The 13,250-nt window shown below is 63.7% G+C and carries 17 protein-coding genes; all 17 read right to left on the bottom strand.

What is annotated here, in order from left to right; genetic code table 11:
- Positions 1-112: 112 nt before the first annotated feature.
- A complete protein-coding gene (locus tag ACIQUS_RS25520; RefSeq protein WP_403053394.1) occupies positions 113-712 on the bottom strand; it encodes a YmfQ family protein in 600 nt (199 codons plus the stop codon).
- The gene (locus tag ACIQUS_RS25525; RefSeq protein WP_403053397.1) at positions 700-1,740 is read right to left on the bottom strand and encodes a baseplate J/gp47 family protein; all 1,041 of its coding nucleotides are present in this window, start codon (positions 1,738-1,740) and stop codon (positions 700-702) included. The genes ACIQUS_RS25520 and ACIQUS_RS25525 overlap by 13 nt, the downstream gene beginning before the upstream one ends.
- Positions 1,730-2,125: a phage GP46 family protein gene (locus ACIQUS_RS25530; RefSeq protein ID WP_403053400.1), complete on the bottom strand. Its 396-nt coding sequence runs from the start codon at positions 2,123-2,125 to the stop codon at positions 1,730-1,732. Before ACIQUS_RS25530 ends, ACIQUS_RS25525 begins: the two co-directional genes overlap by 11 nt.
- Positions 2,122-2,634 (bottom strand): phage baseplate assembly protein V, encoded by a 513-nt coding sequence (locus ACIQUS_RS25535; protein ID WP_403053402.1) that lies wholly within the window; start codon positions 2,632-2,634, stop codon positions 2,122-2,124. The genes ACIQUS_RS25530 and ACIQUS_RS25535 overlap by 4 nt, the downstream gene beginning before the upstream one ends.
- The gene (locus ACIQUS_RS25540; protein WP_403053405.1) at positions 2,631-3,740 is read right to left on the bottom strand and encodes a phage baseplate assembly protein; all 1,110 of its coding nucleotides are present in this window, start codon (positions 3,738-3,740) and stop codon (positions 2,631-2,633) included. The genes ACIQUS_RS25535 and ACIQUS_RS25540 overlap by 4 nt, the downstream gene beginning before the upstream one ends.
- A 3-nt stretch (positions 3,741-3,743) precedes the next feature.
- Positions 3,744-5,066 (bottom strand): DNA circularization protein, encoded by a 1,323-nt coding sequence (locus ACIQUS_RS25545; RefSeq protein ID WP_403053408.1) that lies wholly within the window; start codon positions 5,064-5,066, stop codon positions 3,744-3,746.
- Positions 5,063-7,015 carry a phage tail tape measure protein gene (locus ACIQUS_RS25550; RefSeq protein ID WP_403053411.1) on the bottom strand — a complete coding sequence of 651 codons (1,953 nt, stop codon included), beginning with the start codon at positions 7,013-7,015 and terminating at the stop codon, positions 5,063-5,065. The genes ACIQUS_RS25545 and ACIQUS_RS25550 overlap by 4 nt, the downstream gene beginning before the upstream one ends.
- A gap of 130 nt (positions 7,016-7,145) precedes the next feature.
- Complete coding sequence (locus ACIQUS_RS25555; RefSeq protein WP_403053414.1) at positions 7,146-7,442, bottom strand: phage tail assembly protein; 297 nt, start codon at positions 7,440-7,442, stop codon at positions 7,146-7,148.
- Positions 7,439-7,786: a phage tail tube protein gene (locus ACIQUS_RS25560; protein WP_403053417.1), complete on the bottom strand. Its 348-nt coding sequence runs from the start codon at positions 7,784-7,786 to the stop codon at positions 7,439-7,441. Before ACIQUS_RS25560 ends, ACIQUS_RS25555 begins: the two co-directional genes overlap by 4 nt.
- A 61-nt stretch (positions 7,787-7,847) precedes the next feature.
- Positions 7,848-9,344 carry a phage tail sheath subtilisin-like domain-containing protein gene (locus ACIQUS_RS25565; RefSeq protein WP_403053420.1) on the bottom strand — a complete coding sequence of 499 codons (1,497 nt, stop codon included), beginning with the start codon at positions 9,342-9,344 and terminating at the stop codon, positions 7,848-7,850.
- Positions 9,344-9,532, bottom strand: coding sequence for a DUF2635 domain-containing protein (locus ACIQUS_RS25570; protein ID WP_403053423.1), 189 nt, complete (start codon positions 9,530-9,532; stop codon positions 9,344-9,346). Before ACIQUS_RS25570 ends, ACIQUS_RS25565 begins: the two co-directional genes overlap by 1 nt.
- Positions 9,529-10,119 carry a hypothetical protein gene (locus ACIQUS_RS25575; RefSeq protein WP_403053426.1) on the bottom strand — a complete coding sequence of 197 codons (591 nt, stop codon included), beginning with the start codon at positions 10,117-10,119 and terminating at the stop codon, positions 9,529-9,531. Before ACIQUS_RS25575 ends, ACIQUS_RS25570 begins: the two co-directional genes overlap by 4 nt.
- A gap of 19 nt (positions 10,120-10,138) precedes the next feature.
- Positions 10,139-10,660 carry a hypothetical protein gene (locus ACIQUS_RS25580; protein WP_403053429.1) on the bottom strand — a complete coding sequence of 174 codons (522 nt, stop codon included), beginning with the start codon at positions 10,658-10,660 and terminating at the stop codon, positions 10,139-10,141.
- Positions 10,653-11,015, bottom strand: coding sequence for a phage head closure protein (locus ACIQUS_RS25585; RefSeq protein ID WP_403053432.1), 363 nt, complete (start codon positions 11,013-11,015; stop codon positions 10,653-10,655). The genes ACIQUS_RS25580 and ACIQUS_RS25585 overlap by 8 nt, the downstream gene beginning before the upstream one ends.
- Position 11,016: 1 nt before the next feature.
- The gene (locus tag ACIQUS_RS25590) at positions 11,017-11,604 is read right to left on the bottom strand and encodes a hypothetical protein (protein ID WP_403053435.1); all 588 of its coding nucleotides are present in this window, start codon (positions 11,602-11,604) and stop codon (positions 11,017-11,019) included.
- A 2-nt stretch (positions 11,605-11,606) separates the two neighbouring features.
- Positions 11,607-11,849, bottom strand: coding sequence for a hypothetical protein (locus ACIQUS_RS25595; RefSeq protein WP_403053438.1), 243 nt, complete (start codon positions 11,847-11,849; stop codon positions 11,607-11,609).
- Positions 11,850-11,900: 51 nt separating this feature from the next.
- Positions 11,901-13,214 carry a phage major capsid protein gene (locus tag ACIQUS_RS25600; RefSeq protein ID WP_403053441.1) on the bottom strand — a complete coding sequence of 438 codons (1,314 nt, stop codon included), beginning with the start codon at positions 13,212-13,214 and terminating at the stop codon, positions 11,901-11,903.
- Between the last annotated feature and the right edge of the window lie 36 nt (positions 13,215-13,250).

Genomic DNA, 13,250 nt, shown 5'->3' on the forward strand with positions numbered 1-13,250 from the left:
CCATCGATTCTATGCATGGGCTTTTCCTAAGAAGTGGTGAAGGCGACTAATTCAGATTCGCTAAAGCGGCGTGAGGAATAGCGGATGCGCCGTAGGTGCCCCGAGATGTGTGCTAGTTCTCGTAGGAAAACAGAACCACCGTGTGTGCCGGGGCAAGCTTTCGGATCTTGCACTCAAGCGTATCGTTGCCCCAGGCGCGAAGTTGTTCGCCAGCAGACGAGCGGCCGGCTCGGAATGGGATCACCGTCACCTCTGGCGCACGCACGCGCCAGGTGAACATCCAGCCGCCATTGGTAAGCGCACCACCTGCTACCGCCAGACCGGCACGAAACGGGCGAAACTCCTCGATAGTGATGGTGTAGCCAAGCGTGGCTGCGAGCGCGATGAAATAAGCCTTTGACTGGCCACCAGTGGCGGTCAGCTTGGCCAGCAGCGCGTTGCGCCGCCCCTGCACGGTAGTTTCAAGCGTGCCAGCGCACTTGTCAGGTAGGCCCGCCACGCGCTCCCAGTCAGCGAGCAGTTCTGTGGTGGTCGCCGGGTCCATCTCGCCAACTAGGTCCACCACCCGGCCATCAATCCGGGCAAGTTCCGTCGCCATGCCGGCGAGGATCGCATCGACCTCCGGGGCCAATTCCGGATCCCAGGCCGGTCCCACGGGCAGCAAGGCCTGCAACTGCTCGCGGTACTCCTCAGTCGCTCTCAGGGCAACCATACGCATCCCCCATAGGTCAGCAGTTGATTGGCCGCCGGCACCACATCGGCCGCAGGCGACACCAGGACATGGTCATGTTCGCCGTTCGCGCCACTAATGGTTTCGCGGATGTGACTGATCAGCAGCGTGTCACCCAGACCCGCCTCACGGGCATGCAGGTCCAGCAGTTGGGCTTCGACCGAAGCCCGCACGGCGGTACTGTCAGGCTTCAGACGCACGCTGTAGACCACCGGTACAGGAACCGGCGCAAAGACATACAGCTCCGCCGTCACCGGGCGGCGCACCTCGACATAGGCCTTCACCGCGACCAACTGCTCGGGATTGGGGATGGGGTCTTCATCGTTGTCGCGCATCACGAACAACGCGATCGTGCCAGACCCCAGGTAGTTGCCCCGACACCAAGCCCGGGTGATACCCGGGCACTCCAGCGCCCAGGTTTCGTAATCGTCCGCCGAGCCGCCGTGCGGGATGACTCGGTAGGAGCGAATCACCCGGCCGCGCAGGGCTTCCAGATTTTCTTGGGCGATCCCGCCAACCAGCCCCGGGGCCAGCACGGTAAACGCGCTGGCAATGCCCTCAACCGGCTGCACCAGGTTCAGGCTCAGGCCCGCTTCCGCGTTACCCAGGGGGCCGCCGTCCAGCGCTTCGACCGTGGCAGTGTTGGCACCGGCAACAGTGAAAACGTCAACGGTCACCCGGTACGAGCGCCCATCACTGGCCTGCAGCACCGTGTTGGCATCGAGGGGCGCCCCCGCCGCGGCGGTAAATCCGACCGGCCCGGTCGCGGGTTGCGCTGGCTTGCGCGGCGCGCTCAGGCGGATGGCGGCCATGCGCTCCAAAGTTTCCTCATCGGCGCTGTCGGGCAGGATCTGCTCGGCGACCCAGTCCAGGTAGCCGTACAGCCCGTACGCAGCGGCACTCAGCGCACGGGCCAGCACCTGGGCATCGGAATGGCGCAAGGCATTGCTGCCAAGATCCGCCTGGACGCGGCTGATCAGCGCGGGCAGCGTGGGGGTTTCAAACGGCATAGTTCACCTGCCAGAGTTGGTCGGGTTCAATGATCAGCGGATGGCCGCTGAGCAGCGTCAGCACCACGCGCAGGTTCAGGCGGCTGCTGTCGGCCCGCTCACTTGTGATCGTCACCTCGAGCACCTGACCGTCATCGATCAACCAGCGCAGGGCCTCGGCGGCGTAATACTCGGCTTCGCGCTGGGTCCGTTCGGTAAGCTTGACCCGGCGCAGCAGCCACAAGCGCGAGCCGATGCGGTCATCAGCCACCCGGGGGAAACTGTCGCCCCACCAGCCGTAGCGCTCTTCGTCGTCGATCGGGTCGTCCGGGCCAGCCCGTCGCCAGGTGAACAGGCTGATGACCACGGTACGCACTAGGGACTTTTCGCTGTCACTGAGGATCATGGGGCACCACCTGCCGGGGGCTCGGTTTGACCACCGCCGATCAGAACGCCGCCATGCACATGCCCAACCTGGCTGATACCCGCCGCGAGCTGGTCGCCGTCGGAAACAATCTGGCCGGTCTGGGTGATCAGCGGCGTGTCGAAATTCACCGCTGAAGTGGCCTTGATGTTCAGCGTGTCGGTCTCGATGTCGATGATCCGACCGCGCTTTAGGTGCACCTTGTCGCCTTCGTCGGTGTACAGGGCGACCTCACCGGCTTCCAGGGCCTGCAGGCGGTAACGGCGATCGGCTACAGTCAGCACGATGCCGTGCGAGCGATCACCGCCGAGGAAGGCGGCAATGCCCTCGGCGCCGGGCAAGGGATGGCTGGTGAAACCATAGGGCTCGAAGTGCTCCAGGCCATCCTTGATTTCCCCGGCGGTCAGGCGCATTTGCAGCGCCTGCAGTTTGTGGCTCGCGGCGGCCAGCACCACGGTGCCGCGCACGAGCATGCGTGTCAGGATCGTCATTGTTTGTCCCAGTCCTCTGGCAGCAGGTATTCGAAGCTGTCGCCTTTCTTGCCCTTCTTCAGCTTGCGCCGCTTCAGCGGGTCGGCCGGCTCAGGCTCGAAACCCTCGGGCGGGCCGACCACCAGGGTGGTGACTGTGCCCTTGTCGTTGAGTGAGTAGGTGACCTCGGCGATCAGCATGTCGCGGTCAAAACCGATCAGCGGGTCAATCACCCGGACCAGGCTGTTGTGCCGCCACAGCGCGCCGTTGGACTGCCGCCAGCCCTGCACCGTGTAGGTCGCCTGCAAGGCCTTGCCCATGCGGTTGCCGCGCTCCCAGTTGGCCCGGCTCTGGGCCAGTTCGTCGGTCATCTGTCCAGTCTGGTGAATGATGTGCACGCGGCGGCGCGCCGTGCGGTCATCGCGGACCGTGGCCGAGACCTCGGCCGCCTGGGCGCCGAAGCTGTCGTCGGTACCGCTGCGCTGGCCAAGCACCTGGTATTCGGAAAACACCCCGGCGAAATCGAACGACGCACTGACCGTCAGCACGTTCTTGCCGACCTCGATCGCATCGACGGCCCGCCCTTCACTGCCGACACTGGCCAGCAGCACCCGGCCCTGGGCGTCATCGGTGGAAAACACCCGGAACAAGGTCAACAGGCGATCGATGGACTCGAACACCGTTTCGCCCGGCTCGATGGTGTGGTCGGACAGCTTCGCCGTGGCACCGATCTCGCTGCGCACCTGCAGACCGTAGGGGGCAGCCAGGGCTTTCACGATCGACAGGACGTCCTGGTTCTTCCACTGGCCGGGCTGGTTGATCGCGGCGCAGTCCACCAGATCGGCGGTCAGCGAACGCCCCGACACGGTCAGGGTGATCTGGTTGGCATCGTGGCGGACCGGCGTGGCGAACACCCAGCCGGTCAGCACCAGATCATTGCCGATCAGCACCTCGCAGTAGGCGCCGTGACGGATGGGCTGCGGGGACTCCTGCCCCGCCCAGCTCCAGGTGATCCCGAGGTTGAAGTCACGGGCCTGACGCTCCAGCCCCGCCGAGATCTGCACTTCCTTCCAGCCGCTGTACTCCAGGCCATCGACCAGCAAGGTCACGGCGTTGTCTTGATCCATGCCCTACTCCTGAGCGAGTTTTAGCGGCAACGGCGGGACGAACCCCGGGTGCCGGATACGGTTGCGCTGCACCACCTCACCGGCGCGGGTCGCATCGCCGAAACGCTGGTACGCCAGGACCAACGCCGGCAACGACTGCGCCGGGGTGACATCGACCAGGCGCACCCCGGACGCTGCTACGGCGGTCAGGTGCGCGCCGACGGCATGGCGCACCTCGGTCAGAGCCTGGTAATGCGCATGGTCCGCCTTGAGCGAGGCCTGCCAGATCGCGGCGTCGAGTTCGTCGCGCAACTGCAGGACATCATCGGCCACCGGCACTTCCGGGCGCTCGATCGGTTGCACCAGTTGCTGCGCCAGGGCCGGCGCGGTGGCGACCGGCTCGACCTTTGGCGCCACCGGCAGATCCGCCACCAATTGACTGACCTGAACCAATACCGCGTCCTGCACCAGATTGGCGGTAGCCTGGGCAGCGGCACCAGTATCGGCACCGCTGACCTGCGGGACGGTATCGATGGCCCGAATCGACTCCACGTGCTGGGAGGCGTCACTCAAGGGGCCGCGATAGTTGGAGATCGAGGAATCGCCATAGCTGGAGACTGACGAGGCACGATGGCTGGAGCCCGAGGAACCACCCCGCGACGAGAACAGGCTGAACAGCCCACCGCCAAAACTGCCGAGGTAACTGCCGAACAAGCCACGCAGGCTGTCCGGCGCGCCGACGATGTCCAGCACAAATCCGCTGAGGCCATTGAACATCGAGGCCAGCGGGGCAAAATGCTGCTGCACGGCAGCAAAGGCACCGCTGACGCTGTTGCGCAGCCCGATCAGGTTGATGCGCGCGGCATCGACCTTGCTCATGGCCGCCGAGTAGCGACCCAGCGCCGAGTCGAGCAGACCGCTGGAGGCCTTGACCGTCTGTTGCCGGGTGTTGGCCCGAGCGCTGGGAAACTTGCGTGGCAGGTCCGGGTACAGCTCCAGCTCGAAGCGGGCCATGCCGCCTTCACGCCGGTCGTGGCTGACCTCGCAGGGACCGACCTTGACCGACATGCGCCCCAGCCAGGGGTGCACCAGCTCCCCTGGCCCGGGGGCTTCCAGCGCTTCCAGCAGCTTGTCGCGGCGCTCAAAGCAATCCGCGCCGATCACGTAGGCCGTGAGCTTATGCACCTGCGCTTGCTTGCCCAGCTGCTCGTAGAACGGCTCGTCGCGCTGGACGAATTCGTGCAACTGGCCACGCTGGCCGGCCGGTACCGAGGTCTGCTCTATGACGAAGGGTATGCCGCGAAACGATGCCGGCAGCAGGCTGTCCCGCCAGGTCGTGGTGCTCATGTCGGGGCTGCTCCCAGGCTGCGATAGCCGACCTTCGGATTGACCTGCAGGCCGGGCTGGTTGGTTTTCGGTGTTTCGACGCGGGTGCCGGGCGGCGCGCCATTGATGTTGATGTTCAGCTCACCATCGACCCGCGCCTTGTTGTTGGCCGCAGCTTGTTGCACCAAGCTCCCCGGGACGGCCGCCAGGCCGGGGGCCTGTCGAACCAGGCTGCCAGGTGCTGTAGCCAAACCCGGAGCGCTCAACAAGTCGCCCTTGCTGGAGAGACCTGAGCTCTTCCACATCTCGCCCCTCTCGACCACAGATCGAGGACCCGCATCGGCCTTCAGCAATTCGCCGGTACCGGCGCCTATGCCGGCGTTGCGCATCTGCTGAGCCTCGGCCATACCGGTGATTTTGGCGGTCAACCCCTCCCCGCCTTTCTGCAGACCAAGGAACTCGAGGTAGGGACGCACGTCCTCCCACAAGCCCTTGAACCAGTCGACGATCGGCCCCCAGTTCTCAATGATCTGGGCCAGCGGGGTCCAGCCGAAGATCGACTTCATGAAGTCGAGGAACGGCACCGAGTAGGCCTTGATCAACTCCCACAACGCCGAGAAGAACGGACCGACCGATTCCCAGTTGCTGATGATCAGCCCGGCAGCGGCGGCAATCCCGACCGCGATCAGGGTGATCGGGTTGGTGGCCAGTGCCAGGCCCATCACCCGGGTGGCCACCGTGGCGGCCACAATGGCCAGCCGGATGCCGGTGAAGGCGGCGGCCGCGCCAACCAGGCCTCGGACCAGCTCGGGGTTGGCCTGAATCAGCGCGGCCGTGTAGGTGATCATCGGCCGGATGGCGTCGATTGCAGCGTTCAGGCCCGGCAGCAAGGCTTCGCCCAAGGCCCGCCCTACGCTGTCGATGGTATTGCGCAGCAGCTGCAGGTTGTTGGCGGTGGTGGCGGCTCGCGCCGCGTACTCCTTGTCCATGGAACCTGAGTAGGCCTTCTCGTCGGCCACCTTCTTCAGGTTGCCCTTGAGCAGGTCCAGGTTGGTCAGCAGCGGCGCAATCGCGGTGATCGACTCGCTGCCGAACAGCTGGGTCATCACCCCGGCCTGCTTGTCCTTGTCGATCTTGCTGATGCGGTTGAGGATGTCGAGCACGGCGCCCTGGGCATCCTTCTGCATGGCTTTCGCCACGTTCTTGGAGTCCAGGCGCAGCGACTTGAAGGCCTCGGCCTGGCCCTTGGTCGCCGCCGAGCCCTTGGTCATGGCCAGCATGAAGTTCTTGATGCCGGTCGCCGCGACCTCCTGCTCGACGCCCACACCTGCCATGGTCGCGCCGAGGGCGGCAATCTGCCCGGAGGCCAGGCCGGCAATCTCGCCCAGCGGCCCGATGCGGGTGACGATGTCGGAGATTTGCCGGGTGTTGGCCGGGCCGGTGTTGCCCAGGTAGTTGATCTTGTCGGCCAGCTCGACCACGTCGGCCTGGCCCATCTTGAACGACGTTCGCCACTTGGCCATCATGTCGCCCGACTGGTCGGCAGTCTGGTCGAAGGCTACGCCCATCTTGACCGCTGCCTCGGCGAAGCCCATCAGCTCCTCGCGGGCAATGCCGGACTGGCCGCCGGCCGCGACAATCTTGGCGATGTCGCCGGCCGCCATCGGCAAGCGCTCGGACATCCGCCCGATATCGTCGGACATCTGCTTGAACTGATCTGGCGAGTCGAAGTTAACCACCTTCTTGACGTCGGCCATCTGCGACTCGAACTCGATCGCCTTGCTGATACCCGCTACGAACGGCGCGGCCAGAACACCACCAGCTAGCAAATCCTTGAAGCCGATGTTGCCCAGACCGGTTTGCTGCAGGTTTTTTTGGAACACCGAGACGTTCTTGCGAATCCCGGACAAGGTCGGCGACAGCTTGTCGACGCCGGTAATCAGCGCCTTGAGTTGAAATTTGTCGGCCATCACGGCACCTGCTGCAGGGCGTTGATGCGCTGCGCGTGCACCAACGATTCGAGGAAGAGGTCCAGCGGTTTGGCCAGGATCTGGTCAGGGTCAACCTTCCAGAACCAGGCCAGGTCGTAGGCAATGGCGATCAGGGCGTCGGGGGTTTCGAGCCCGCATTCAAGAAAAAACTCGTGACCCGCCAGCTCAAGGTGTTGAAATCGGCCAGATCTAGTTGATTGACCGTCGAGGGCGGCACGCCAGCGCACACAGCGATGTACTTCGCTGATACCTCGGTATCGAGAAAAACATCCTCGTTTTTGTCGAGTTTGTATGGCAGGGCCTTGATCGCCCGGACCTCCTGTACCGTCGGCCGGCGCAGGGTGATTTCCGTCAATTGCTGGTCGCCCTCGGTGACCGGTGCCGCCAGCTTGATGGTGATGCTCATTGCCATACCCCCTTGATACCGTCGAACTGCAGGTCAACCGTGCCGTCCTCACCCTTGCCGCTCGGCTCGTCGACCAGGTAAGCACCGGTCAACACGTAGACCTTGCCGTTCTTGAATTCGCAGGTGATGGTCATGTCGGTGCCGCTCACCAGCTTCTTGATCGGAAAGTCTGGGGTGAAAACCGCCGCAACTTTCAGGTAAGGCACCAGGTCCTCTTCCTTGAAGTACCCCGGAACCATGCTTTCCCGTTTCACATCGCTCAGCGGCGCCTCACAGTTGCCATTGACTGTCAGTTGGACGCCGTCCACCTTCACGTAGCAGGTGCCCGCTGCTCTTTGACCCATGGTCATGTTCTCCAGAATGAAAAAGCCCGCTCAGAGCGGGCTCGGGTTGTCACGTACCGGGTCAGGCCACGGCGTCGTATTGCAGGCGGAACTGGTTGAGCAGCGCGAACACGCGCAAGCCGTTGACGTAGTCCGGCGGGAACAGCACGTTGACCCGGCTCGGGTCATTGCTGTCGCGCTCCACCACCAGGTGTTCGGCGAACAGCTCGGCGTTCTCCACATGCCCTTCCAGCTCGAGCTTGGCGTACTGGGCGATCAGCTCGCCACGGATGGTGCTCGGCGTGACGATCGGCTGGCCAGCGCCAAAGCGCGTACCATCATTGGCCAGCTTGTGTCGCCCGTACTTGCTGGTGATCACACCTTTTAAGTGCCGGATGATGAAGGCCGACTGGTGCAGAGTCTCGCTGTCCAGGTACGAGTTATCGGCCTGACCGTAGGCGTTCTTCTGGTAGGTGGTGATCGAACGCTGGATGCGCAGATAACCGCCCTCGTAGTACGCGGTGGCCATGCCATAACTGAGCAGAGACTGTCGCTCGGTCAAGGTGAAGCGCCCGCTTGGCGGCGCAGGGTCCGACCCCGGCATGCTGCCGCTCTGGGTCGGGCGACTGGCGTCGGCCGAGATGAACACGGCGGTACGGGCTGCCCAGGACGCGGCCAGTACCCAGAACGGCTGCGGTACGCCCGGCTCCATGGCCTGGATGGTCATGTGCTGGTCATTGCGCGCCTGCCCAGCTGCGACCAAGGTGCCCAGGGTACCGCGCTTCGCCGAGTAGACGTGTCCGAACAGTTGCTTGGACCAGGACCAGCGGCCAGCGCTGTCGCTCATCGCCAGCTTCCAGGCATCCAGCGACGTGATGTCCGACCATGGCATGCAGATGAACTCGAACGGCTCGTCACCGAGCGCCGCCAGCGCCGCAGTCTGGTCGGGTGTACCCACGCCACCGGTAAACGCCGTTGGCACCACGGTCAGGCCCCCAGGCGTGAACTCACCGTCCGCCTTGCCCAGGCGGTTGAGCTGCAGACTGATGTCATTGCCGCTGTCGCCTTTCCACTTGCAGCTCAGAGTGACCACGCCAGCCGCTGCCACCGCTGTGACCGGCAGATCGACAGCCGCGTTGATCTGGGCGGCCAGCGCGGTCGCTGCTTGGGTTGGGGTCGAGGCATTGATCACACCGGCCTGGACCCGCACACCGCCAATGTACAGATTCAGCAGGCCGGCCTCGGTGGCAGCGCCGGTGATGGTCACCGTGGCCGTCGCGGCGGTACCGGTCGAGGCTTTCAGTGGCAGGCACCAGATCTCGCCAACCGGATCAGCCTTGCGCCAGGCATCGTACATGGCGGCGAGCATCGAGCCCTGGCCGCCGATGTTCTTCGCCAGGGCCAGGCTGGGTACCAGTACCAGCGATCCGATCTCGGCGGCCGACGCGGTTTCGTTGACCTGGCCAACGATCAGTCGGCGCATGGCCGAGGACGCGCTGTTGGCCGCCGAGTTGTCCATTTCCGCGTAGAACAGCGGAACCCGGACATCGCCGGGAATGTTGCTGAAGCCGATGGCCATTACTGATCCCCCTCTTTCTCTTTCTTCGGCGCTTTCGCAGCAGGCAGGGTGACATCACCGTCATCGAGACGGCGGCGCCACCAGACGTTGTCGGTGACTTCGCGACCTTCGGCGGGTAGCAAGTCGCCCGACTCCGGGTCGGGCACGGCGCGGCCAGGGGCCGGCACCACGGTGATGCGGTTGGTCATGGTGTTACGTCTCCTGAGAATGTCGCTTCAAGGCGCCCGTCCGGGCCTGGGTACTGCAGGTTGGGATCTGCCGGGTCGATGCAGTCCATGTTGATAGTCGCGCCCGTGAACGGCGGCAGACCGTCGAGCTCGTATTCGTGCCAGGTCTCGGCCGGATCGGTCGCGGCATTGCGGCCCAGCTGGAAGGCGGCCGAGAAGCTGAAGCGGTACACGACCCGGGCCCGGTTGATCAGCACCAGGCCACCGCCGTCGTAGACGATCGGGTCGTATTCCGCCGCCGGCTGCCAGCCGACCAGGGCGCGCCACAGCTCCTTGCGAAAGTCATGGAGCAAGTCGACGGCCTGCTGGCCGCGCTCGTCCTTGGTATCCATGACCAGGACGACTTCGAAACGGTCCTCGACGTCCTGAATGACTGCATTCTCGGCCCGGTTCTCACCGGCCTTGTCGTCGGCGGCAATGACATAGGCCGAGGGGTTCTTCAGCAACACCGATTCGCTCACCGCGTCCAGGTCGATGCCGCCTGTAACCCGTTGATGCAGGCTCGGGCAGTGCTCGCGCAGGTGCGCGATCACGGGGGAAATTTTCATGGGGATAGTCCAGCGAGGTTTAACTGATGGCGGCCGCGAACGCCGATCTGAGGATGGCTTCGACCCGGCCTTTGCTGTCCTGCAGCGCGTCTTCCATGTAGTTGGCCCGGGGGGTGATGCGCCAGGCTCCAGCGGCCCGTTCGGCCAGTGCCGCCGCCCGCTGACCTTTGGCACGTCGGTTGGATTTGCCACGGCCTTTGCCCGGTGCCAATGGCTGCAGCCGGCGCCCCTGCTTCACGCCGTAGTGCAGGTAAGCCGGGTAGTACTCTTTCATTGCCGAGGTCTTGTACGGCGCGACCTTGACCAGGAAGCCAGCACGGGAGACCTTGAACTTGATGGATTGAAGGGTGGTACCGGTTCGGTTGACCGGATAGTCGCCCTGGCCACGGGCCAGCGCGATGTTTAGCTGAGCACGCTGGGCAACCAGCTTGCCGGCCCGGCGCATGCCCTTCTTGATCTCCCTGCGGTCGAACAGGTCCTGGTGGAACTGGTCGAAGCCTTCGATGTGTAGGTAGGCACCCACGGATGCCGAGTTAGCCATACAACCCTCCCCCCGCCTGGACCTGGCCCAGCTCTTCGACGTCAAGCACAGTAAAACGGTGCGAGCCGTTCATATCGGTCACCCGCTGCACCCGATAGAGCTTCGAGCCGTGGAGCACCTCATGAGACTCTCCGACTACCTCCAGGTAATACAGCGTGATTCGGTGCGTCACCTTGGCATCAATCTGTACGCCCGCGCTGTAGGTGGCGGAACTCACAGGTTCAATCTTGGCCCAGCGCCGCTTTTCTTCTGCAAAAGTGGAATCTAGCCCCTCATCAGGGGTCGGAATATCACTGCGCAACCGCAGTGTAATACGCCGGTTCAGCTCACCGGCGCCGGGTTCACGCAAGGCCATATCAGATCCTCGGCGGCACGGTGATTGGCGCCAGCAGGGTCAGCAAGTAACTCTCAGGAAGCTCATGCAGCGCCTGCCCTACTGCCAGCAACTCCCGATGCCGATAGGCCCAAGCCGCAGCCAGCAACAAGTACTGCTGCACCGAGGGGAATTTCTCAATGTCGATGCCGGCTTTGTAGGTGATCAACAGCCCCTGCGGCGCATCACCAACGAGATCGCGCCAGAATTGCCCCGATTGGGTATAGAGCAAGCTCTCCTGGCCGCCATTGACCAGGTACATCGCTGCTGGATCAAGCAGGCGAGCCACAGGAGATATACCCACAGCGGCGCTATCCAGTTCATATGCCTGCCCCAGGCTGACAGCAAACACACTGCCCCCTGGGACGCTGGGCAGGTGATCTCGATACACCCCCTTACGAACTGCAGCGCCCGTCGCGTGTTCCACAAGGCCGCGCGCTGCCGGAATGACGATGCGCTCAATCAACTCGCGCTCACCGCCATCCACGTCATCCGCGTCCAGTCGGCACTGGTAGATCACATCGTCGATGGTGATCGGCTCAGGGCCGATATGCTCGAGCAACTGAGCCATGGTCAGGGCTTCCCGTCAGTATCCGGCTCGGCACCAGGCTTGCCGTCAGCACCACGGTCATCCGCTCCGCCAGTCCCTGCCGTGCCGCTCACACCGGCCTTGGGCTTTTTTGAGGCCTTCTTGTCGGCCTCGATCGCGAAGCCTGCCGCTACCAAGCCATCTGCCACGCTGGCATCAAAGCCTGCAGTTTCGCCAGCGGCATAGCCGCGCCAGTTCTTTTCGAAGATCACAATAACTTTGGACATGGAATGCTCCCCTAGTCGGAGTGAAGGCCCGGCGTTCCCGGGCCGGGTGAGTTACAGGGTGCTGCCCCACTTGACGTCGGTCATCACCGCCACCGACTCAACGTGTCGCGGGCCGAAGTCGTGCTTGGCGATCACGCGCACCAGTGTCTGATCACGCTGGAAGGCACTGATAACGTTACCGGAGCCGTCCTTGTAGGTGGCCTCCTTGCTGAAATCGATGACCATGGCATCGTCTTCACCAATGAAGCAGTCGGCAAAATCTGCGAAGTGGATTTCCGAAGCATCACCTTCGGCACCCAGGTTGATCGGGATCTGCGTGGTGGAGCCGACCGGGAAACCCTTGAGCATGTTCTGGTCCAACTCCGGATAGGCCTTGTTGCCATTACCGTCACGCAAGGCAGCAAGCCAACGCTTGGTCCGCGGCGCCATCACGAAGCCAGGGGCGATCATGTTCGAGTTGGCATTTTCCAGGCGCAGGATCAACGCAGACAGGGCCAGCTCCACAGCCTCCAGTGTCACGGCTGTCGGTGCTGCAAACACGTTGAAGGCCGGCGCCCAGAAGCGCAGCCCCTTTGGTAGGTTGCCGGTACCGGCGCCACGCAGGAATGACAGGTCTTCCGCCAGGGCCACCGAGGCCGTGAGGTCATTGACCACCAGGCGATCGACGTTCGGGTTGGTACCCGAGTACGCCAGCAGGTCGTTGCTGATCGGCACCAGGGCCGCCAGCTTTTTCGACGACAGCTTCAGGTCGTCGAATTGCAGATCGGTCGCGGGCATGTCTTCTTCGGTACCGATGTAGCCGACGATTGCACCGCCCTTGATGCGTGGCACCGTGAGGTTGCCATTTTCCAGCGGCAGTGACACGGCACCGAGCTTGCGCACCACCGATTTCGGCCGCAACAGTTCGATCACTTCGCTGGAGAAGCTTTGCGGCACCAGCACCCCACCGGCACCCGGAGTGACGGTGCTGAGCGCCATGGCAATTTCGGGGTTGTAGCCGGAGTTCTGGGCCATCTTGGCGGCAGCATGCTGATCGCCACGCGCCGCAGCCAACACACGCACCATCTGCGCCATGTTGGCCCCTGGCACAGGCTTGGCGGTAAATGGGCCGCTGATGCTGCTGGGTGGACCGTTCAAGCCCTGAGCGCCCTCATCGACTGGCACCGCGCTGGCCGCGGCCATTCGCTCGGCGGCCTCGGCACGCGACAGCTTGTCGGTCAAGTCGTTGAACTGAGTGCTGAGCTGTTCGAACTGTGACAACTGCTCCGCGTTGAGCGAGGTGCCAGCAGCCTCAAGTTGGGCCAGCGCCTGAATCTGACCATTGATAGTGGCGCGTTCGCTACGCAATTGAGTTACAAGGGACATACTGCCTCCTGGGCATAAAAAAACCGCCATCAGGCG

Source organism: Pseudomonas sp. NPDC090755 (genome assembly GCF_044769005.1).
Lineage (GTDB): Bacteria > Pseudomonadota > Gammaproteobacteria > Pseudomonadales > Pseudomonadaceae > Aquipseudomonas.

Bases quoted from the DNA above. Each gene is read 5' to 3' on its own strand.
- ACIQUS_RS25530 (WP_403053400.1), bottom strand. From the start codon at position 2,125: ATGATCCTCAGTGACAGCGAAAAGTCCCTAGTGCGTACCGTGGTCATC.
- ACIQUS_RS25570 (WP_403053423.1), bottom strand. From the start codon at position 9,532: ATGACCAACCGCATCACCGTGGTGCCGGCCCCTGGCCGCGCCGTGCCC.
- ACIQUS_RS25525 (WP_403053397.1), bottom strand. From the start codon at position 1,740: ATGCCGTTTGAAACCCCCACGCTGCCCGCGCTGATCAGCCGCGTCCAG.
- ACIQUS_RS25565 (WP_403053420.1), bottom strand. From the start codon at position 9,344: ATGGCCATCGGCTTCAGCAACATTCCCGGCGATGTCCGGGTTCCGCTG.
- ACIQUS_RS25600 (WP_403053441.1), bottom strand. From the start codon at position 13,214: ATGTCCCTTGTAACTCAATTGCGTAGCGAACGCGCCACTATCAATGGT.
- ACIQUS_RS25550 (WP_403053411.1), bottom strand. From the start codon at position 7,015: ATGGCCGACAAATTTCAACTCAAGGCGCTGATTACCGGCGTCGACAAG.
- ACIQUS_RS25590 (WP_403053435.1), bottom strand. From the start codon at position 11,604: ATGGCTCAGTTGCTCGAGCATATCGGCCCTGAGCCGATCACCATCGAC.
- ACIQUS_RS25535 (WP_403053402.1), bottom strand. From the start codon at position 2,634: ATGACGATCCTGACACGCATGCTCGTGCGCGGCACCGTGGTGCTGGCC.
- ACIQUS_RS25555 (WP_403053414.1), bottom strand. From the start codon at position 7,442: ATGAGCATCACCATCAAGCTGGCGGCACCGGTCACCGAGGGCGACCAG.
- ACIQUS_RS25575 (WP_403053426.1), bottom strand. From the start codon at position 10,119: ATGAAAATTTCCCCCGTGATCGCGCACCTGCGCGAGCACTGCCCGAGC.
- ACIQUS_RS25580 (WP_403053429.1), bottom strand. From the start codon at position 10,660: ATGGCTAACTCGGCATCCGTGGGTGCCTACCTACACATCGAAGGCTTC.
- ACIQUS_RS25545 (WP_403053408.1), bottom strand. From the start codon at position 5,066: ATGAGCACCACGACCTGGCGGGACAGCCTGCTGCCGGCATCGTTTCGC.
- ACIQUS_RS25585 (WP_403053432.1), bottom strand. From the start codon at position 11,015: ATGGCCTTGCGTGAACCCGGCGCCGGTGAGCTGAACCGGCGTATTACA.
- ACIQUS_RS25520 (WP_403053394.1), bottom strand. From the start codon at position 712: ATGGTTGCCCTGAGAGCGACTGAGGAGTACCGCGAGCAGTTGCAGGCC.
- ACIQUS_RS25560 (WP_403053417.1), bottom strand. From the start codon at position 7,786: ATGGGTCAAAGAGCAGCGGGCACCTGCTACGTGAAGGTGGACGGCGTC.
- ACIQUS_RS25540 (WP_403053405.1), bottom strand. From the start codon at position 3,740: ATGGATCAAGACAACGCCGTGACCTTGCTGGTCGATGGCCTGGAGTAC.
- ACIQUS_RS25595 (WP_403053438.1), bottom strand. From the start codon at position 11,849: ATGTCCAAAGTTATTGTGATCTTCGAAAAGAACTGGCGCGGCTATGCC.